The sequence below is a fragment of the Desulfurella amilsii genome, from assembly GCF_002119425.1.
In the GTDB taxonomy this organism is placed as follows: domain Bacteria; phylum Campylobacterota_A; class Desulfurellia; order Desulfurellales; family Desulfurellaceae; genus Desulfurella; species Desulfurella amilsii.
Map to the genome: position 1 here is coordinate 1 of NZ_MDSU01000015.1, position 20,533 is coordinate 20,533.

The 20,533-nt window shown below is 31.7% G+C and carries 26 protein-coding genes; 7 read left to right on the top strand and 19 right to left on the bottom strand.

Annotated elements, in window-relative coordinates; genetic code table 11:
- The 4 genes from DESAMIL20_RS03145 to DESAMIL20_RS03160 all read left to right on the top strand — a co-directional run.
- Positions 1-501, top strand: a 501-nt coding sequence (locus DESAMIL20_RS03145) for a zinc ribbon domain-containing protein (RefSeq protein ID WP_143340234.1), incomplete at its 5' end; no start/stop codon positions are given.
- Between the two features lie 43 nt (positions 502-544).
- On the top strand, positions 545-1,483 hold the full coding sequence (locus DESAMIL20_RS03150) for a PH domain-containing protein (protein ID WP_086033371.1): 939 nt from the start codon (positions 545-547) through the stop codon (positions 1,481-1,483).
- A 9-nt stretch (positions 1,484-1,492) separates the two neighbouring features.
- Positions 1,493-2,116: a tyrosine-type recombinase/integrase gene (locus DESAMIL20_RS03155; protein ID WP_162287157.1), complete on the top strand. Its 624-nt coding sequence runs from the start codon at positions 1,493-1,495 to the stop codon at positions 2,114-2,116.
- Positions 2,086-2,514, top strand: coding sequence for a hypothetical protein (locus DESAMIL20_RS03160; RefSeq protein WP_086033372.1), 429 nt, complete (start codon positions 2,086-2,088; stop codon positions 2,512-2,514). The genes DESAMIL20_RS03155 and DESAMIL20_RS03160 overlap by 31 nt, the downstream gene beginning before the upstream one ends.
- Here DESAMIL20_RS03160 and DESAMIL20_RS10455 read toward each other — a convergent pair.
- The 12 genes from DESAMIL20_RS10455 to DESAMIL20_RS03215 form a co-directional block, all read right to left on the bottom strand.
- Positions 2,474-2,632 carry a hypothetical protein gene (locus DESAMIL20_RS10455; RefSeq protein WP_158090498.1) on the bottom strand — a complete coding sequence of 53 codons (159 nt, stop codon included), beginning with the start codon at positions 2,630-2,632 and terminating at the stop codon, positions 2,474-2,476. The two genes, DESAMIL20_RS03160 and DESAMIL20_RS10455, sit on opposite strands and share 41 nt — an antisense overlap.
- 83 nt (positions 2,633-2,715) lie before the next feature.
- Complete coding sequence (locus DESAMIL20_RS03165) at positions 2,716-3,642, bottom strand: ArdC family protein (protein WP_158090499.1); 927 nt, start codon at positions 3,640-3,642, stop codon at positions 2,716-2,718.
- Complete coding sequence (locus DESAMIL20_RS03170; protein WP_086033374.1) at positions 3,635-3,847, bottom strand: hypothetical protein; 213 nt, start codon at positions 3,845-3,847, stop codon at positions 3,635-3,637. The genes DESAMIL20_RS03165 and DESAMIL20_RS03170 overlap by 8 nt, the downstream gene beginning before the upstream one ends.
- A 328-nt stretch (positions 3,848-4,175) precedes the next feature.
- A complete protein-coding gene (locus DESAMIL20_RS03175; RefSeq protein ID WP_086033375.1) occupies positions 4,176-4,496 on the bottom strand; it encodes a hypothetical protein in 321 nt (106 codons plus the stop codon).
- Positions 4,497-4,498: 2 nt separating this feature from the next.
- Positions 4,499-4,846: a hypothetical protein gene (locus DESAMIL20_RS03180; protein WP_086033376.1), complete on the bottom strand. Its 348-nt coding sequence runs from the start codon at positions 4,844-4,846 to the stop codon at positions 4,499-4,501.
- 65 nt (positions 4,847-4,911) lie between these two features.
- The gene (locus DESAMIL20_RS03185) at positions 4,912-5,178 is read right to left on the bottom strand and encodes a hypothetical protein (RefSeq protein WP_086033377.1); all 267 of its coding nucleotides are present in this window, start codon (positions 5,176-5,178) and stop codon (positions 4,912-4,914) included.
- An 11-nt stretch (positions 5,179-5,189) separates the two neighbouring features.
- Positions 5,190-5,489 (bottom strand): hypothetical protein, encoded by a 300-nt coding sequence (locus DESAMIL20_RS03190; RefSeq protein ID WP_086033378.1) that lies wholly within the window; start codon positions 5,487-5,489, stop codon positions 5,190-5,192.
- Between the two features lie 11 nt (positions 5,490-5,500).
- Entirely contained in the window at positions 5,501-5,968 is a 468-nt protein-coding gene (locus DESAMIL20_RS03195; RefSeq protein ID WP_086033379.1) for a hypothetical protein, read from the bottom strand.
- 10 nt (positions 5,969-5,978) lie between these two features.
- The gene (locus DESAMIL20_RS03200; protein WP_086033380.1) at positions 5,979-6,224 is read right to left on the bottom strand and encodes a hypothetical protein; all 246 of its coding nucleotides are present in this window, start codon (positions 6,222-6,224) and stop codon (positions 5,979-5,981) included.
- A complete protein-coding gene (locus DESAMIL20_RS03205; RefSeq protein WP_086033381.1) occupies positions 6,211-6,624 on the bottom strand; it encodes a hypothetical protein in 414 nt (137 codons plus the stop codon). Before DESAMIL20_RS03205 ends, DESAMIL20_RS03200 begins: the two co-directional genes overlap by 14 nt.
- A gap of 88 nt (positions 6,625-6,712) precedes the next feature.
- The gene (locus tag DESAMIL20_RS03210; protein ID WP_086033382.1) at positions 6,713-7,078 is read right to left on the bottom strand and encodes a hypothetical protein; all 366 of its coding nucleotides are present in this window, start codon (positions 7,076-7,078) and stop codon (positions 6,713-6,715) included.
- Between the two features lie 362 nt (positions 7,079-7,440).
- The gene (locus DESAMIL20_RS03215; RefSeq protein WP_086033383.1) at positions 7,441-7,716 is read right to left on the bottom strand and encodes a zinc ribbon domain-containing protein; all 276 of its coding nucleotides are present in this window, start codon (positions 7,714-7,716) and stop codon (positions 7,441-7,443) included.
- A 539-nt stretch (positions 7,717-8,255) separates the two neighbouring features.
- Between DESAMIL20_RS03215 and DESAMIL20_RS03220 the strand changes: the two genes are divergently transcribed.
- Genes DESAMIL20_RS03220 through DESAMIL20_RS03230 form a run of 3 tightly spaced genes read left to right on the top strand, consistent with a single transcriptional unit; the run spans position 8,256 to position 12,128 of the window.
- Positions 8,256-10,148: a GspE/PulE family protein gene (locus DESAMIL20_RS03220; protein WP_158090500.1), complete on the top strand. Its 1,893-nt coding sequence runs from the start codon at positions 8,256-8,258 to the stop codon at positions 10,146-10,148.
- An 8-nt stretch (positions 10,149-10,156) separates the two neighbouring features.
- Positions 10,157-10,774 (top strand): lytic transglycosylase domain-containing protein, encoded by a 618-nt coding sequence (locus tag DESAMIL20_RS03225; RefSeq protein ID WP_086033385.1) that lies wholly within the window; start codon positions 10,157-10,159, stop codon positions 10,772-10,774.
- 4 nt (positions 10,775-10,778) lie between these two features.
- Positions 10,779-12,128: a coiled-coil domain-containing protein gene (locus DESAMIL20_RS03230; protein WP_086033386.1), complete on the top strand. Its 1,350-nt coding sequence runs from the start codon at positions 10,779-10,781 to the stop codon at positions 12,126-12,128.
- On the opposite strand, the gene DESAMIL20_RS03235 is transcribed toward DESAMIL20_RS03230, so the two are convergent.
- The 7 genes from DESAMIL20_RS03235 to DESAMIL20_RS03270 all read right to left on the bottom strand — a co-directional run.
- The gene (locus DESAMIL20_RS03235; protein ID WP_086033387.1) at positions 12,125-12,619 is read right to left on the bottom strand and encodes a ribonuclease HI family protein; all 495 of its coding nucleotides are present in this window, start codon (positions 12,617-12,619) and stop codon (positions 12,125-12,127) included. The two genes, DESAMIL20_RS03230 and DESAMIL20_RS03235, sit on opposite strands and share 4 nt — an antisense overlap.
- A gap of 777 nt (positions 12,620-13,396) precedes the next feature.
- Positions 13,397-15,754, bottom strand: a complete 2,358-nt coding sequence (gene recD2 / locus DESAMIL20_RS03245) for an SF1B family DNA helicase RecD2 (protein WP_086033389.1) — start codon at positions 15,752-15,754, stop codon at positions 13,397-13,399.
- A 9-nt stretch (positions 15,755-15,763) separates the two neighbouring features.
- Positions 15,764-17,467, bottom strand: a complete 1,704-nt coding sequence (locus DESAMIL20_RS03250) for a UvrD-helicase domain-containing protein (protein WP_086033390.1) — start codon at positions 17,465-17,467, stop codon at positions 15,764-15,766.
- Positions 17,468-17,542: 75 nt separating this feature from the next.
- Positions 17,543-17,911 (bottom strand): hypothetical protein, encoded by a 369-nt coding sequence (locus tag DESAMIL20_RS03255; RefSeq protein WP_086033391.1) that lies wholly within the window; start codon positions 17,909-17,911, stop codon positions 17,543-17,545.
- Between the two features lie 111 nt (positions 17,912-18,022).
- Positions 18,023-18,787, bottom strand: coding sequence for a lytic transglycosylase domain-containing protein (locus DESAMIL20_RS03260; RefSeq protein WP_086033392.1), 765 nt, complete (start codon positions 18,785-18,787; stop codon positions 18,023-18,025).
- Between the two features lie 118 nt (positions 18,788-18,905).
- Positions 18,906-19,211 (bottom strand): hypothetical protein, encoded by a 306-nt coding sequence (locus tag DESAMIL20_RS03265; protein WP_086033393.1) that lies wholly within the window; start codon positions 19,209-19,211, stop codon positions 18,906-18,908.
- 34 nt (positions 19,212-19,245) lie between these two features.
- Positions 19,246-20,533: helicase-related protein (locus DESAMIL20_RS03270; RefSeq protein WP_143340235.1), on the bottom strand; the 1,288-nt coding region annotated here is incomplete at its 5' end.

The window sequence follows — 20,533 nt, forward strand, 5'->3', positions numbered from 1 at the left end:
AAAAACCTTGCAGAACTTAAAAACAATGGGGAATGTAAATTAAGCAAATCAGTAAAGCAGGGTTTCATCCAAATACCTTTTATAAAGCTTTTAAAAAACATTGAATATAAAGCACAGGAGGTGGGTATAAATGTTTACTGGATAGATGAAGCGTATTCTTCTAAATCAAGCTGTATATCAGATGACATAATCAGCATACAGCTGAATAAGCCCAAATCAACTAATGCTTTCAATGGAAAGCGTGTTGAGAGAGGGCTGTTTTTAGACACAGTAATATCTAAAATATTCAATGCTGATATTAACGGGGCAGTAAACCACATTAAGATTGCAGCAGCAAAAAGCTTTGAGTGGCTAAAAAACAGCTTATTTAAGCTTTGCAACCCAATAAAAATAAAAAGCGACTACGAATTCTGCAAGTTCCTAAAAAACATGCAGAATAGTGTGTCGGGTAAGTCTGTGCTTTGGGCAAACCAAAGCACAGAAGCGTCGGGGTCTACTTGAGTAAGTTTTTGACAGAAAATGGTAGATGTAAGTCGACGGTAAAATGCCAGAAGTTAGTTTAGAACAAAAAGAAAATTTGCTTGCATTAGTTAACAAGGCTCAGGAAATCAAAAAACAAATTGAGTCGTATGGAAATGTTTTAGATACTGATAATAATTTATGTCCTGTATGCAGGAAAGGCTTTTTAAAAGAAACTAAATCAGAAAGCTTTTTCAGCAAGATTTACACTTACCAAAACTGCAAAGCAGAGTTTAGAAAAGGTATTTTAAATAAATTTCAGCTTATCAAAGCTTACGATGATCCCTATGGAGTTTATCAAAAGTTTAATCAATATAAATTTACTTTAAGCGAATGGAAAGCTTTAACTGTTGATTATTACAAAAAAGGCGTTTATCCTTTAAATAAAAAATTTGAGGAAATTAAAGACGCAATCAAAAAAGAGATTTTACAGCAATTTATTAATGGCAATTTAAAGCTTAATTTTATCAATACAGACAAGTTTGTATTACAGCCAGATGAGTTTATTTACTTTAATTCAGTTGCAACAAAATTAGAGTTTCAAAAACACAAAACAGTCCATAAACAGGCGCAGACACCAAGAAAATACAGCGGTTTTTCAATAAGAATAGCAAAAGGGATTACTTACTACACAGGAAGCTCCCGCTCATCTCAAAAGCCTGAAACCTTTGTGGAAGAATATACAAGCTTGGACGAAAAAGACAGAGGCGATTTTGTAATAACAAACCAAAAGATTTTTTTCTCAAGCCCTGTAAAGAATATTGCAATACCATTCAAAAAAATAACAGCCATTGATTTTGACGAAGGCGAAAACGCTTTATCTATTACGCACCAGCTTAAAGCACCATCAATATTTAGAATAAGCAAAACCTTTAATATCAATTTGAATGGTTTAGAGTTGGAAATTACTTTAAGCAATAAAGATATTGCAGATGTAATAAAGTTTTTTATTGAAAAAGAATAGGAGTTTAAAATGGGAATGCCCACAAACGGCAACGGCAACCTGCCGATTAACTATAAATCCGCTAAAATAGAATATTTAAGTGATGACCAGCTGAATGCCTTAACTCAAAGCTTTATGGATTTCTTTGAAAATGGCGTTGGCATGCTTAGGAAAAAGCGTGGCAGATATTGGATTGTTTATTTGTTTTTGCGTTTTACAGGCGCAAGGCTCAATGAAGTGTTAAGCATAGATGACAATACAGATATAGATTTTAGAAACTACGAAGTAAAGCTAATTACTTTAAAGCAAAGAAGTAAAACATTCCGCATTGTGCCTGTGCCAAGTCAAGCGATCAGCGAACTTGCCACATATTTAGCGCAGTTTCCAGATGCAAAAGGCAAGGTTTTTAAGCTGATAGACAGAAATTTTAGAGTAATCTTTTCTAAATTAGGCAAAAAAGCAGGCATACCAAAAGACTTGGCTCACCCGCATATATTGCGTCATACAAGGTCAATAGAGTTACTGAGGGCAGGAGTGCCTGTTACTGCGGTGCAGGCATTGCTGGGACACGCATCACTTACTACCACAGCGATATATTTAAGGTTAAGCGGACAGGAGATTAAATGGATACTAAAAGAAAAAGGTTTGATTTAAATAGTAAAAAGCAAATTTATCTTAATGAGATAAACGCTATAAATGTAATGAGTAGCAAAGAATTAACCGTATTAGCAAAACAAATTGCTAATGCTAAAAATGCCATACTTGAAACACTCATTGCAACCCCCTCATTCAGCTTAGCATTAGACAGCTTAATTAATGATATCAATAACAATCATATAGAATTAAAAAATATCTCTAACAACATTAACGATTTTAGACAAAACAAAGAGAATACTATAAAACGCAATTTTTTATACATTCTTTCGGAAGTCAAATCTATGCTTGATAATCAAAAGCCACAGCAGGAAATTATTGCAAAACTATATAAGCTTAACTTTACAGATTTTTATCTCAAAAAAATAATAAATAAGCTTGATAAACGCACGCTTTAGCGTCTTCAACAGGGCATATCTTTTTAGTAAGCAATATTGCCTCTAATAAGTGAGCCATTACAGTTTCTTTTAAAATATTATCATCATCACCATTAACATAAACTTTTCTTTCTTCCACTATACACCTCCTATAATTTTTTGATTTTTATAAATAGAACACTACCAGCATTTATGATTTAAATGCTGGTAGTGTGAAAATGATTAAACCGCTTCTTTGAGTTTTTTTATGCCTGCGACCTTAACCACAAAATCGCAGGCTTTTTCTGCTTTGGCTGATGCAGAAACTATAGCTTTTTTCTTATCTCTTAAAAACTCTGCCCAGCCGTTACAATAGCTGGCTGAGTTTTCTATGTTAGGCTGTAGTCCTGCCTGTGCCATCATCATACAAGACCCAATTTCTGCTACTAACTCCTCTGCAGAATACTCTTCGGTTTCCGCAAATTTATCAATAGCAAAACGGTTTAATCTTTTAGGGTGCCCCGTAGAGTGTATTACCTCGTGGGACAATACTTGTAAAAAATTTTCTGGTTTAACATTTGACATTCTAATCCTGTCTTTTACAGGATTATAAGCAGACACTAAACCATTAATTTCATTTTCTATATACTCTATTTTCTCTTTTGATATATAAGTATGCAGAAAAATTTTGTATTCTTTTTCTAAGTCACTTATAGCTACAACTTTACAAGTTTCTGTAGCTTTTTTGTTTACAATTTCATCACATTCATCTAATTCTGCGATGTTAAATACATTGTAATATCGCAGAACAGGAATGGATTTTGTTGTTTCTTCTTCTTCTGCTATATCATCATCTGCTATATCATCATCTGCCATATCTTTAATTTTAGGCTGATACATTTTAAAAAAGGTTACCATAGCAGTTTTAGCACCTTTTTTTACATGCCAGCCTTTTTGTTTGGCTTGGTTGTATGTTAGCCATAATGGATATTGATACCCATTTGCTTGGGCTACTAAACCAAGCAACATAATATTAACCCCGTGATACGGGATTTTTGTTATTAAATTTTGATGTTTTACGCCTGCTACATAGGGACTAGCCCACGGGACTGTCCCTTTCTCTAATGCATTTATTATTTGATTTGTTACAATTTCATATACTTTACTCATGCTTACCTCCTTTTTTTGCATAATATTTTGTTAAAAAATTATCCACATTAAAAGCTATATTACCGCATTTTAGGCATTTAAACGCTTTTGTGCGGATAGTAATGTTTTTATGTGTTATTAATGTGTCTATTTTTCTGTGAAGCGTTTTAGCTTCACAATTAGGACATCTTTTAATAACATAAAACTTCGTCATTCTTTTAATCATTTTTACCTCCAAAATAGTTTATTTATAATCTTGGGCTGTTTTGTGCCTGCCATAAACACAAGGTTCGCCCTCCACGCTACGCATACATTTATACTTATATGGCTTTTAAAAAGTATAAGTGTATGATATTTAGTTAAAAAAACCCACCAAGAATTGTCTTCCCGGTGGGTGAGTAAGTTACAAAATTAATGGATTTGGATACCCTCAGTCCAAACCTTGTATAACTCAAATACTTTGCCGGGAGTTATTTTATATCCCCAAGCAAAGTTTTCATCTTCGCCATCAAAATAGAGTTTTACTTCTCCATTTTTTAGTATTTTTGAAAATTCTATGGCAAACTCATCACAGTAACCACATACAACCTGCTTACATCGTATCTTTCGCCATACTCACAGTTTTTTGTTTCTTTAAAATACAATGTAACCATTTCGTCATTGTCAATTATTTTTGATAACTCAATAGCAAAGTCTTCTGCGTAATAATCATCATATTTCTCAACGACAATGCTATCTAAGCAATCATTATCATCTAATACAAGCTTTACATTTTCAAAGCCTTTTATAAGCTTGCATTCACTATAAAACTTATCTAATTTGCTTGTATTAATTTTTACTTTTTCATTTATTTCGTAATCAAATTCAAATAACATACTTACACCTCCTCTTCTATTGTTATTTCTTCTTCATCGTCAACCGACCAATCCATATACATTGGAACAACTGACATATGGGATACTTCGTATCCATTGCTTTCCTGCCCCATAAAATAAAAAGCTATAATACCTTCTTTGATTACTTTTGCCATTTCTACAGCAAAAGATTTACCGTCAAACTCATCGTATTCATCAACAATTATGTCTGTAAGACGGTTATTATCCATTTCAAGCTTGACATTATGAAAACCATCTATTCTTTTACAGTTTTCATAAAATTTATCTAATTTTTTTTCATTTAATATAATTTCTCCCTCATAAATTTCCCAAGCAAAAATTGATTTCATAAACACCTCCTATAAAAAATTATTTTTTTGAAATTAATTAAGAAAACAGGCTATACAGCCTGCTTTTATTCATATTCATATCTATATTGGCAATCGCTGTCTATAAAAAAGTCTATATCTCTGTTAAAACCTTTTTTCTTTGTTTTAGGTTTGTAAAGAATATAGACATTATAAGAACATAATGGAGTTAAAACTTCATCATATTCTTGTTCTCTTTTACCAACATAAATATATGGTTTTATAATGCCTTTAATATGCACTTTTAAACCTTCTTTATACGCTTTTTCAGCAATACTTTTAATTTCTTTTGGATTAAATTTTTCCCATTCCATAAATATACCTCCTACCACTCTACTCCATAAAATAGCTCAACTAATGTTGCTTTTTTAGAAGTTATCCATTTTATTTTTATTCCGCTGTATTCATTTGTATGATTGTTTTCTAAAATACGCAAATTTCTTGAACTACAAGCAATTTCTGTATGTTTTATAATGCTTGTTTTTCCGTTTTCTGTTTCAACAATTGCTATTGGAAACTTTAACTCATCTTTCTCCGCCCATAAAACATCATTCCAATAGCTAAATTTGTCAAAATAATAGTCATATCCTTCCCTTTTTAAAAGAGAAGTCCAGTTTCTACTCATATTTACCTCCTTTATACTTCTGCGGTCATTTCAACCGCAGGGATCTGTTTTACATATAATTTTGTTTTCTCAAACTTGTCATCAAAGTCAATTTGAGAAAACAACTCTTCGGCAGTTTCAATAAATATTTGCAATTGTTCTTTTGCAAATTTTACTGTCTCGTTTAAGCTATATTCACCAATCCCGTAAGTTGATTTTGATTCAAGATTGATAGTAACATTATCGTTACTATCAACATCAACATCAAAAACAATATCTTTTACAGGATTAGAAAAACTGATTTCATTAAATTTTTTTACCCACTTAATTAATGCCAATTTTTTAACGGCAATTTCAAGCAAGCTTTCATCTTTGGTTACCCATTGCCCTCTGAAATACATCATAGGGTAATTATTGCTATCATCGTAAACCTCTACCCAATACTTTTTTTCAATCTTTAAAGATTGAAAATCGTTTCTAAATGCTAAATTGTTATTCATTTACACCTCCTTAGTTTGTTTTCCATTTTGTTTCCCATACTTTATTACCTGTATTAGAGAAACAAAATATTTTTACTTCAAGTGTCCTTTTTGTTCTTAAAATTTTAAAGTAAAAATATCCTTCCTGTTTGTAGTAAAAAATATATTGTGTCGGATATTTTTCTCTTATTTTTTCTATTGCTTTTGATAATAGTTTTCCATCTGTTTCTATATTTTCTTTACCTATATAGACAACAGAACACTCATTTGCTTGCATTTGCCGCCTCCTTAAATTTTTTATATGCTTCTTCTGGATTTGTTATATTTATACTGCTTCTCAATAAATACAAATCATAATCTGATAAGTCTTTTAGCTCTATATCGTTGCGTGCCAAATATCTAAAAAGCTGTAAAGCATATACAATAATGATTGGCATAGAATTATTTACAGGCTTTGATATAGAGTAAAATCCTGCGTAGCGTGCATTATTTGCAATAGCAGTATAAAAAAACTCTAATAAATTGATTTTCCCAAGTATATTAGTCCAATGTGCAACTAATTTAAGAAAATCTTTTTTTGTTTTTTCTCTAATACTTTCAGGCATTAAAGAAAATAAATTTTCTACCTTTTCTTTTTCGGCCAATGTATAATTAGCCAATACATCTTCATTATTCATTATTGCCTCCTTATTTGTTTTATTTGTATAGATAAAAAAAAGGTGAGAAAACTACAAAAATGTAATTTTCCCACCAGCTTGTCTATCCTTACTCTTCAAGTAATTCTTGAAGAATTTGAAATTTACTTTTTTTTAATGAAGCTATGTATTCACCATAGCTATCTTTTCTCCAAACAATTTTATATTCGCTTTTTGAATTTTGAATGTTTATTAATGCATCTAAATTTTTTTGTGATACGGCAAGCGACGCTTGGCTAACATGTGCAAATAGATTACCGCTTACTGAATTATAATCGTAAGCAACCCAAAGTCTATTCCCATCGCTTTTGCTTGTCCACAAAACATTATCCCAATAGATAAATTTACCGAAACCGTAGTAAATATAGCCTTTTCTTCTTAAAAAATTGATCCACCTGTCTTGCATATACTCTGTATGTGTAGAGTATTTTTTCATTTTAAACCTCCTTGTTTTATAAGTCCGCACCTGCTTACAAAGCCTACCTTGCGGTCAGGTTAGTGTGGTTTTTATAAATAAAACCGCATTTAATCCTCTACTTTTTCGTAGTTAGGTTAGTGTGGTTTTTAACTAATTGATAAGCCACTATTGCGCTTATAGTGGCTTTAAGAAGTGAACCTAGCAGACAAATATAGCACATCTACTAGGTCTTGTTTGATAGCTGGTATATGTAAGCAATATACCAGCAAAGCTATAAGACCCTAACCACAAAAAATGCTTACTATGGTTAGGGCAATATTGATTGGTTTTTTTAATTATTTTTTTTAATTAAAGGGGAGAGATTTTTCCTTACGCTATGATTAGCGTAAGGAAAAGATTAATAAAGTCAAAAATTTAATAAAAAGTGTTCCTGTTAACCAAATAAGCCCACCGGCAATAAGTAGTTTTTTTATACTTATCGCTGAAAGTTTATTTACAGTTTTTTTGGCAGTATCAGCAACAATAAGCGCTTGCCCACATTCATGGCAGAATTTACCTCCGTCAACTTTTGCCCCACAATTAGGGCAAAAGTTAATATTTTTTTCCTCCTGCCCTTTCTGCCCTTTTGTGGCAGGATTAGGAAAACTTAAAATCATTTTTACCTCCTAAATTTTTCTCTCCCCTTCTGTAAGCAATACTAAAATACAGGTATGGCTATAAAGTATTAAAAAAAATAAAAAAAACCTGTATAATATTGCTTGTAGAAAGGGAGAAAACCCTTTTAAAAAATACCACTCAAAAGTGGCAAACATACCGCTCAGAAGCGGTCAAACTATCTATCTCAACTCAACAAACCGCTCAAAAGCAGTCCGTTTCGCAGGATAGCCTAAAATCGTCTTTGTGTCAACAATAGGGTAAAAACCCTACGGTTCAGATGATTATAATATATCACAAATTTTCAAAATGTCAAGATAAAAAATGTAAAATATGATTTTTTTTAAAATATTGTAGTTATTAGGCTTTTTAATATTTTTACTAAATAATTAATGTAATTTTTTTTATTTCTAAATAATAAAAAATCAATAGCAAATTAATATTAAATAATTCATATTAATTATTTTATTTATATAATTTGACTTTTTATAATTAAAAGATATAATATTTTATAATAATTATGTCTGCGGGAGGTAAACAAGTGGACGAAAAAGACAAGAAAAAAATTAGCCATATAATAGAACTTCTACGCAATCACGGTATCTATATTACCACTCTTACATTACAAGAAATAATTAAAGACAGTATGACTTCGGAAAACAAAGTAGACTACACATCTTTTTTTAAAAAACTAATCGGCACAGGCATTGTTACCGAAGAACTCCTTACGCAGGTATTAGCAGAAATGGACGGAGTAGAATATTACGATTATTTTCTTAATAAAGAAATAATAGACAAAGATATAATAAGCTACTTTCATCAAGACGCATTCAGCATATTCAGACAATTTTTCTTTGTTCCTTTAGAAGTAGAATTTGATAAAGTCAATAAACAAATTAATATAAGTTTTGGTATGAAAAACCCAAGCAATAAGCTTCATCAATCTAAAATTGACGAAGTATTGGCTCTTTTGTTTAATTTAGACCCAAAATACAAAGATTGGAAAATTAACAAATATACTTATATTGTGTCCCCGTCAGCCTTAGAGGACTATTACTTTCATTTTTTGCAGAAAATTACAGATGATGACCTTAACGAAGCAAGAGATAAAATAAGCGTCAACTTGGTAACAGAAGACGATGCAGAAAGAACAAGAAGCGTTCAAGAGTTTTTACAGAAAATTATAGCAAAAGCAGTATTTGAGGGTGTTTCAGATATACACTTTGAACCTTCCGATGACGGCAAAGGACGCATAAAGTTTAGGAAAAACGGCATCTTGATTCCGATACTAAGTATGAGTATTAGACAATACGCAAATGTCTTAACAGCGCTTGCGTTAAACTGTTCCAGCACGATAACTTCAACATCAACATTGCCGATGGACGGACGCATTGAAGAAAAACCAGAACAAAACGCAGGCTTGCTTGAATTATTGAAAGTCAATTACAATATAACTAATGTTGACTATCGTGTGTCTTATATACCAAACGCTTTAAATAATACGCCGAATGTTGCTAATTATTCGGTAGTTATAAGAATTTTATCAAGGCGTGGAGGAATACCAACATTAGAACAGCTTGGCTTTAATGCAGAAATTAAAAAAGAAATATCTTTTATAAGCGAAAAAGCGCATGGTATTTTCTTAATTACGGGACCGACAGGTTCAGGTAAATCCACTACGCTTTATTCTATTTTATCAAGAGTAAACGCAACAGAAAAAAACATAGTAACGATTGAAGACCCTGTGGAATATAGAAACTCAATGTGGAAGCAGGTTCAAGTAAATGAAAAAGCGGTTAAAGAAGAAGACAGGCTTACTTTTTCAAATGCCATAAAACACTTTTTAAGGCACGATCCTGATGTAATTCTGCTTGGTGAAGTCAGAGATACAGAAACAGCAAAACAGGCTATTATAGCGGCAAATACAGGGCATTTGGTATTATCTACTCTCCACACAAATGACGCTCCAAGCGCAATATCAAGGCTATTAAACCTAAATATAGATATTTTTGATATGCTAAACAGCGTAATAGCCATTTTAGGACAAAGGCTTGTTAGAAAAGTTTGCCCTAACTGCGCTATAAAAGAACCTGTTAGAAAAACTGATTACGAATGGCTTAAAAAGGAATTAAACCGAACTTTATCAAATGTTATTGATGTCAACAGCGAAGATTATCTTTTTACCGATGAAGTGTTATACGCAAACCCGAATGGCTGTGATAAATGCCATCATACAGGCTATACGACAAGAAGTGTCATCTCTGAAATCTGTATTTTAGACCAAGAAGTTAAAAGTGCCATTGTAAACAAAAATTTTGACCTAATATATAAATCAATGATAAACTTTTACAAGTATAATACGCTTTTACTCTCTGGAATTGAAAAAATTAAAAACAAATACACTACCTTTGATGAGATTAAGCGTGTAATCTAGGAGGCTTAATGAGAAAAACTATTCTTGTAATAGCTTGCATATTTGCTTTTGTGATTAATGTAAAAGCAGATGTCTTTCAAAAAAGCGGAAACGTGCAGGTAATTGCTATGAACGAATACAATGAAAACTCAATGCAACCTTCCGACAATAACCCTTATTTTTTTGTCAACAGCCACTACCAGAAAACAAGCAGAAAAACTTCCTATACAGGTAAAAAGTATTCTTATTACAAAACAAACTACACTTCAAATAATTACAGCTATTTATTTAAAGAAATAGGCAGTAAATACAATTTAGACCCTAAATTGCTGTATGCAATCGCAGTAACAGAAAGCTCTCTTAACCCTAATGCGATTAATTACAATACTAATGGAAGCATAGACTACGGACTTATGCAGATTAACTCCTGCCACTTGCCTACTTTATCTAAATTTGGTATTGATAAAAATAGTTTGTTTCAACCACAGACAAACATTACTGTTGGGGCTTGGATTTTATCCAAGTGCGTCAACAAATACGGTTACTCTTGGAATGCTATTGCCTGCTACCATATGGGTAGCGGAAGTTTAGACAACAGGGAAGCTTTACGCTATGTGTGGCAAGTTTATGAAAACTTAAAAGGATAGTTTTATGCTTATAAAAAGGGATTATAAGCGGATTATAGACGAACTCTATAAAATAGACGGCAAAATGGTTTTTATTGACTGTTTTGTGGACAACTACGATTACAAGTCTTTCAGTATTGATTACAAACCGCTTTTGGCAATGCAGGTTACGCAGGATAATTTTATTGAAATTATAGCTGAAATTGTAAACAAAATCATAAACAAAAGCGGAAACTATAAAGAACTTTTAGATAAGCTAATTTCACGCAACAATACTTATATCAAGACAGCAACCTATGATAAGCTGAATTTTGAACAGCTGAAAGAAATTCTTGACGAACATTATATGCCGAGTATCCATAAATATGGTGTAACGCCAGATATGATGTTGCTTTATTATTTCAGCAAGCATATTTTTAATAACGAAATAATAAATAAATTAGTAGACTACTATAAAACAGTATACAAAAAGCTTTTGGAAAATGAAAAACAGTATCAGAAAACAGGCTCTAATTTTTTTAAAGACAGCGAAAAACTATCTTTGGAAATGCTTGAACTTAACAATTTTGCCGATGAACGCTATGTAGATGTCGGTGAAATTGATTGGAACGGCATTGGAACAAAATTTGACTGCGTTTATGACAATGAAAACAAAGCTTTTAACGGTGTTAAGCGTGGCATAATGCTTTTTCTAAGTTCAAAACTATATATATTCTCTGAACTCTACGCAAAAAACGATACTTTCTACACTATTTTAAAACAGTTTTGGGCTAAACTTAACGCTTTTAGGGAAAAACAGGAATTAATAGTAAAACAAACTGCTTTTCTTAAAGAAGAAAACGCTAATTTAAAAGATAAATACCAAAAAGCAAAAAAACAGTTATTGGAATTTGAAAAAGTAACTTCTCAAATCAAAAACGAAAGCGATAAAACAAAAGATAAACAGCTTACAGAGTTAACCAAAGAAAACAGCTACTTAAAATCACGAATAGAAACGCTTGAGAGTAAGATAGAAGAGTTGCTACAAGCGCAGGAAATCAATAAAACTATTGCAGAAAACATTGAAATTAAAGAAAGCAATATTATAGAATTTACCAAAGAATTGCCAGAATATCAAAATATAGTAATTTTAGGGGGCAATTGGAACTCAAAAGAAAAAGAAACTCTGCAAAAAGCCCTTCAAACCTGCTATATAGAATTTATAGACGCAGAAAAAACACTTACCAAAATAGATAAGGTAGTTAATGCGGATATAGTTATCTTTGATACAAGCCGAAACGCACACGCTTACTATTATAAAATCAAGCAGTATCCTATTAAGCTTTTTCATATAAATAAAAGTAAATCTGATGAAGTATTAAAGATATGGGATTAGATTTCATTAAGCCAAGTTTCTTTTGATACAGTTTGGTAAGCTTCTGTTGCGGATCTTTTTTTTGCTAATCTATCTGCAAGTCTGTTTTGTTCTCGTGGTATCCAAGAAAAGGTAAATTCTGCTATATTAGATTTAGGCTTTGTTTTTTTAGTTTTAATGTAGCCGATTGAATTACAGATTGCTATTATTTTTTTTCTAATTTCATCTAAAATATGGTCTTTGGTTTGCCATTCGCCATTAATTTGCTTAACTATCAACTGCGAATCGCTTTTAAAAATAAAGCGGTTTGCAATAATATTGTTTTTTTGAATGTATTCTAGCGCTTTTAAAACAGCTTGATACTCTGCTAAATTGTTTGTGCCGAAACCAATATATTCTGAATATCTAAAAACCGTATTGTCATCAAACTGTATTACAAATGCAATTCCCATTGAGCCCGGATTGTCAATACAAGACCCGTCTGTATTAACTACCACAAAATCGTATTTCATTATTCTATCTTTTTTTGACGACAAACATCAATAATATAAGCAAAACTTAATCCTATAACACCGAATAACAGCAATCCAAAAATAACATCGGAAACAGTTTCTAAAATTTGCATCATATTTATATTATAGCACTTAAATTAAAAAAGTCAAATAAAGTTATAAAACCTAGTAAAAATAATGTTTAAATTTTAAAATATGCTTATTATAAAAAACAAATAACCTGATTTTTAAGGCAAGAAAAATTTTTCTCTCACTCCAAACTATGTAAAATAACTCAACTGCGGTTATTTTTCGGTCTAATGACTTTTCAACTCCATAATATGTAACTTAAACTAACTTAAACCCCTTGCTACCACGCAACTGGCACCTCTATTTTAACTCCACATTTTGTAACTTAAGTTTGGTTTGCATTAAATATGGCTCTGTGGCCATCAAAATTTTAACTCCACATTCTGTAACTTAAACAATGCAAATCATTCAGGAAAAATTTTACCGTGAACTATTTTAACTCCACATTCTGTAACTTAAACTTGTAGGTGGGTCAATTCAGACGTTGTCTTAGACTTGCATTTTAACTCCACATTTTGTAACTTAAATAAAAAGATATATAATGTATTACTGTTTTCAACTCCATAATTTTGTAACCTAAATTTTTCCAAGCCTTTCGCTTGTTTTAGGTATGCACCCTGTTTTTTTGCTTCTGACAATTTTTCCTGAATTCTTACTTGAATAGAATTTAGATACTCATTAAAAAACTTAAAAAAAGTCAACGGCATTTTAATTCTCCATTAAATCAATTTCTCTAACCCGCAGCCAAGTATTTCTTTGTGTTTTGTTTATATTAGTGCAGGCTTTTTTAAATGCGCTGTATTGCCCTGTTATATAAACCTTTTCTTTTGCCCTTGTGATAGCGGTATATATAAGCTTACTGCTAAGCATTATGTAAAAGCCGTTTATCATAGGTATAAAAACATAGTTAAACTGATTTCCCTGTGTTTTATGTATTGTCAACGCATAGCCTAAATCAACTATATTGTGGTAGTCATCAAAAGAATAAAGCGCAACAGTATTTTCTCCGTCTGGTTCAGGATAGATTACGCTAAACATCTCATTTTCTTCGTCAATATTTAAAACAAGCCCTAAATTGCCGTTGTAAATACGCTTATCACCTGCTATCTCATACATATCACTCAAATCAAGCTTCTCTTTAATATATTGGTCGTATTCACTTTTAGGTAAAAACTTCATATTCTGGTTTTTTAAATGTATAACTTTATCGTATTGCTTTAAAAGATAGCCTCTTATTGTTATACTATGATTGCCTAAATTGTTTATTTCTTTCTGTAAAATATCATTTAAGGCTTTTGTGCCAAGCGGTGTGTTTTTCATAGCGGTAATTACTTGTATATCCCAAATCTTTTTAATGCCTGCAAGGTCTTTTGCTTTATTTTTTATAAGATTAAGAAAATCAGCCTGCAATTCTTTATAAAACTCTTCCCTTATTTCCTGCATTTGTTTATCTGATAATTCTTTTTTTAATTGCCAATAGTTGCTTATGTCTTTATATATAAAAGCGAAGTCTTTAAAATTGCTTGATTTGTGCGGTGGAAGTTCAGCTGGCAATTGTCCCTGTCTTATATAGTTTGCAAAGTAAGTTAAAACACTGTCTTGGCTTTGCCTGTAAATTGTGTCTAATTTAACTTTCGGCATCCATTCTTTGCCAAGCAAATCTGCAAATACATTTCCCTCGCCGATAGGTGGCAATTGTGCGTCATCGCCTACCATAATAATAATTGTGTCTTTGCTTATTGCTTTTAAAAGCGAATAAAACAAGCCGAGATTAATCATACTTGACTCATCTATCAGAATAACCTTATAAGGCAAAGGATTACTCCTATCGTATTCAAAACCTCCATCTTTGTAGCCAAGCAAGGAATGTATCGTGCTTGCCTTATAACCTGTAACTTCCCTTATGCGTTTTGATGCCATACCTGTAAAAGCGCAGGTTACAATATCAGTATCTTTAAAAAAGTGTTCTTTATAAAAGTCTAATATTATTTTTGAGATTGTGCTTTTACCTGTGCCTGCGTAACCGCACAAGATAAAAGCATTGTAGCCTTTTGTAGCTATGTCAAATATTGCCTGTTTCTGTTTATTGCTAAACTTTATGTCTAATTCATTTTCTTTTTTTGCTATATACTCAATAGCCTCTTCTTCTTGAACCCAATAATCATTTATTTTCTTATATCTTTCAAAAAAATCTCTTTCTATATTTGCTTCCTGTTTTTCATAGCCTGCAAGAGATATTCTATTATTGTCTATATAGTATTTATCTTGGTTCTGTAAGATGTTTTTTAAGACAAAAATAAGTTTTTCTAAATTAATATTATCTGCTTCCTCCTGCATTAATTTAAGCAAATCATTGTATTCTACAAAAGTGTGTCCGTTATTGCTTGCCTGCGAAAGCAGTATATAGTCCGTTAAAGCCTGTATTCTATGCGGGCTGTATGGGTCTATGCCTAATTGTAAAGCTAATTTGTCTGCTGTTTTAAAGCCTATGCCTCTTACATCTGTCAAACAGTAAGGATTTTCTTTTATTTCTTTAATTGCGTCTTTTTCTTTAAAATGGTTGTATATTCTTAAAAGCAGTGAGCTTGTAACCGCTACATTATTATTTGCGAAAAATTCAGTCAGGTTTTTTAAAGCAGAATATTTATGCCAAGACTCTATTATTTTCTTTAATTTTTTCTCTTTTATGCCTTTAAACGATAATAATTTTTCAGGATTGTTGTTTAAGATATTCACAAGTTCGGTTTCTCCGTATTCTTTAATCAGCTGTTTTGCAAGCGTAGCACCTAAACCCTTAACTATGTTTGCCAAAAAGAAAAACAAGCCTTGCGTGTTTATGGTTATATTGATTGCGTCAATCTGTTCTCCGTATTTAGGGTGTTTAACCCAATTGCCCTCTATAATACAGGATAAGCCTTTTGCTTTCTCCGTGCTGTCTATAAGTTTAAGGTCAGGGCATACGCCTTTTGCAGTTACATTTTTGCCGTCTGCGGTCAGCTGTAAAATTGCAAAAGAGTTTTCCCCGTTGTAAAAGGTAACTGTTTTTATTGTTGCTTCAATTTTCATTTAGAATACCTAAAAATTTGCAACCTTATTTTGTTTTTTTATTTGCGGTTTTTTTTGTTCTGGTTCTGTATTAATACCTAAGGATTTATCAATGTCTTCTCTGCGTTTATTTACTATTTTAGCCAATTCTTTTGCTTTAAAAACTTCCCTAAAACCATCTACAATATTTTTAAGTCCTGCACCGCTTATATTCTTGATTGCCCTTGTGGTAGCCACATATTGCAGGTTAATTTCATCTATTACATCAGATAATACGCTATCGTGATTTTTAATGCCCTGCAACAAGCTTTCTGCCTGTTCCTCGCTGATTTTGCTTTTTTTATCAAGTATTTCATATGCAATATAGCCTGCCATTATATCTTTAATATTAGCAAAGTCTTTTTCTATTACCACATTATCAAATTCCATACCTTTGGCACTGTGGGCTGTGGTAAAAACCTTTTCTCCATTCGGGTCTTTTAGCTTAATGGCTTTTTTATATAAATCATCTATCTTGTATTCTCCGTATTTTTTTACGATTTCCAAAGCATTAAAGTATTCGTAATCTCCTGCCTGCAAGAAAAACTCACTCATTTGTTCGGTTTCCTTAATGTTTTCTTTAATCATTTTATCGTAAATAAGCTTTAAGTATCCGCTTAATCCAGACGGATCATTATAGTTGATAGCTTCTATCAGTTTTACTATTTCCTTGACGCTTCTAAATATTTCAGATATTTCTCTTGTAAATCTGATTTTTTCATTTGCTTTTGCCTTATCTATTAGTTCAATAATCTGTGCGTTTGTGCGTGTTATATGTGCGGTTAAATTGTTTTCTCTGCCTGTATATTGCGATGATAAGTTTCTGGTTTCACCTTTCCAATTATTTAAAAACTGATTTGCAAGTTCCACAACACCCTCGTGTTTAAATCTAAAAGACATTGTTAAATAAAACTCTTGCCAATCAAGTTTAGCAAGCGTGTTTTCAGCTCCACGCCAAGAATAGATAGATTGATGCTTGTCGCCTACCGCTACTTTTTTCTTTATAGGGGCATTAACAAGCAGATATTCCTGTATGCCGTTTAAATCCTGCGATTCGTCTACAAGTAATGCGTCAAAGCTTTTTAAGTAATCTTGAATAAATTTTGCAGGTAAAAGCTTCTGAAAAAACTTTAAATATATATCGTGCGTTAAGCCTATTTCAAAATTAGATACAGCAAGCAGAGAAGTATTGATTTTTGATGCTAAATCCGCTATGTTTCTGCTGTCATAATTGGCATTATAAAGAAGTTTGTATTTATTTCTTAAATCTTTATCAAGATTGATTAATTGTCTTATATTTTCTGGTTTGGCTTCTAAATAATAAGAGTTGCAAAACTTTTCTAAAACATCTCTTAAAAAAGTTGTTTTGAAATAATCGGTAGAGTGAAAATATTTTGAAAGTTCTGTTGTAAAGTCTTTTTTTGTTAAAACACCTTTTCGTTTAAATTTTGTATCCAAAAACTTGTAAGCAAGAGAGTGTATCGTCATAACAGTGCAGTTTGACGGCATTTTTGTTTCTAATTCTAATTTTACCGATTTGTTGAATACAAGCACTAAAAAATTTAAGTTAGGATTATCTTTGGCTATTTCTATAAGCGTAGTTGTTTTACCTGTGCCTGCATAAGCGTTTATCTTAATGTGATTGTGTTTTTTAAAAGCCTTTAAAATATCTTTTTGTTCCTGTGTTAATTCCATTTAAACTCTCTTATCCTAATTTTTTGTATAAAATCATAATTCTTTTCCATAAATCACCTCCTTTTATAACTATCGTTATTTTTGATTTACTGAAATAAAATAATTAATAGATAGCAATACACTAATTTCTGTAGCGTTTTCGTGAGAAAATTTTCCCATTTGAAGAACAGCTTTTATGCCATTATCCTGCAAATTTTTTGCTAAACCTTCCAAAAAATTATAAAAATCGTTAAATTTATCATCATCAATCACATCTTTTAGCAGATTTAAACATTGATTATTTACATCTATAAAATCTAAGTTGTTTTTATAAGAATTTGCTAAATTAATTATATCTTGTGTTGTTGCATTTCTTCCATTAAGCATTTTGTTTACAATATCACTTTCACTATTATTAAGCGAATTATCTACCTGATTTTCTACTTTAATATTTAAATCAGACATAACTATACCTCCTAAAAATAGATTTAGGTTTAAATCTAAACCCAAATAATATTATAATCAAATTATCAAAAAAATCAAGCATATTTATATTTTTTTTTATTTAGTTGACTTTTATACTTTGTTTTTTTCTTTAAGTTTCTTTCTAACTTTATTAGCTACTTTGTAGACCTTATAAAGTTTTGCAAGAAACGCAATTACAGCAGGTAAAATTCCTGTTACAGCCAAAATAATGATTATAATTATTATAATAATTATAATCATAGTAATAAATATTATAGCAATAATTTGCCTGTTTTGTTTTATTTGGTCGGAAATTACATTGCTATTTCCCGGACCGCTACCGCCGTCTTTGCCATACTTTGTCAAATCTCCAAGCGTGCCTGTTGTGGTAAGCTGATTATAAACTTTTTGAACCTGTTTTACATAAAGGTTGTTTTCGCTTAATTTGCTTCTATCATAGCCTTTATTGTAACAATCTACTGCAATCCAATTATTTCCAAATTTAGACATACAGCCCGCTAAAACTCTTGCGCCCGCATTAATGTTTGTTGGTATATCAAAAACATTGCCTAAATTTAGTCCTAAACCACCAAAATTTGTTGTGTTAATCTGCATAAGACCGTAATCCGTAGAACCATCTGAGTTATGATTGACAGCTCTTGGATTTAAAGTGCTTTCGTGGACTGCAAGAGAATAAAGCAAATAAGGATTTATACCGTATTTCTGTCCGATTTGATTAAATGTGTCAACATATTGAAGTTTTGAGTCAAGCGTTCCCATTGTTGATTGATTAGCGTTTGTTACAGACGGAGTTTCTGCAAAAGAAAATTGAAAAAATACTAATAACAGCGCAATAATAAAAAATATACGCTTCATATCGTAATTATAAATCAAATTAACTTAAAAATCAATGTAAAAAAAACTTTTAAATATGTTAATTGATTTTTTTAAACAAAAAACCCCACTCAGCCAAAAAGCCAAGCGGGGTTGAAAATTAAAATAATAAATGAAATAAATTTGATAACCTTAATAAATAAATCAATCCAAGTTGCAATAAGTTTTTTATTTGAGACAACAATGCAAAAACAATAGAAACTATTATTGCCTTTTCGTAAAATGTTCCATAAACAAACTTATTCCAAACCCATCTGAATAATATAACAAAAACAAATTTAAAAGGTATCCAAAGATACCTAAAAAATGTTTTTATACCTATCCACAAATAATGGATTATCTTTTTAAAGATAACCCATATATTTGTCAATTTTGCTTTTTCAAGCTCATTTTCTAACTCATTCATATCACCTCCTTTTAAAAGGGAGATTTCAATCTCCCTAAGCTATTTCTAAGGCTACAAACTGCCCTGTTTGCCTATGTTTTCCAACATAAACAATCTTATTAGGCAATTTGCAGACCGCAAATTTTTTACCTGTTTTGGCAGATGTTTTCCAAACATACTTGCCAACAACCTTGTTTTCCGATATAACCTTTCCATCTTTTAACTGATAAACCTTATTCTCTATCTTAAAGATGGCAAGATTGTTTTCAACCTTAACCTGCGATACAACCTTAAACTTAGTCTTAACCACTCTATCATCAACCTTTGTTTCAACAACAGTTTTCTCTTCTGTTGTTTCGGTAGTTGTGATATCGTGTGTTTCGGACATTATTGCATCGCTGAATAAATCGGCTTGCACTGCTTTTGTCCAAGCTGATTTAACATCAATATTTACTTCGTCTTTCTCTGCGATTGACCTCGCAAGTGCCGCAATCATTGATGTATCAGCTTCGGACAACGCTACAAGCCCTTTATCAGACAAATCGCCCTCTGTTGCTAATGACGCTTCCATTTTGGAAGCTATTAACTTAATAGCTCTTTCCTGTAAGGTATTTGCGTAAGTTAAATAATATACCTTTACAGGTTTTGTCTGACCTATGCGCCAGCTTCTGCGTGACGCTTGTCGCAGTGTAAAAATACTATAACCCGTTTGAAAAAATACTATTGATGGGTAATCATAAAGGTCTAACCCTGTTTGAACTAATCTTGGATTTACAATAAGCACATCATTATCATTGTGCTTTGTAATCCAAGCTTCCCTTTGCTCTACCTTTTTAGTAGAACTTGAGTATAACAGGTCTATCTTTATGCCATCAATAGCATCTTCCAACCTTTCTTTCAATTCAGGCATTAAATCCCTTGTGCCTGTGTGTTCCAAAAAAACAAGCACTTTTCTACCTGCTTCTTTTTCCGCTTTAACGATATCAATCAGTTGCTGTTCCTTTGTGGTAATAGGCTCATCAACGGGAGGAGCAATAACAAATTCTCTTCCAAGTTCTACTGATTCACCACGCCTAATACCATCTGGTAAAGCATACAACGATTGAACCATCTTACCCAAACCTGCTTTGCTACCCATAACCAGCATTTTTCTTACTTTATCTGTTATTTTTGCTTCAAAATTTTTATATACTTTTGCCTGCTCTTCGGACATTTCAACCGAAATAATCTCTTCTTCATAAGATGGCAAACTTGATGATATATCCGCAAGCTTTATATAAACGGAATTTTCAAGCAGATAAGAGATAAGTAAGGGACTTATGCCTGCCTTTTCTTTAAATACC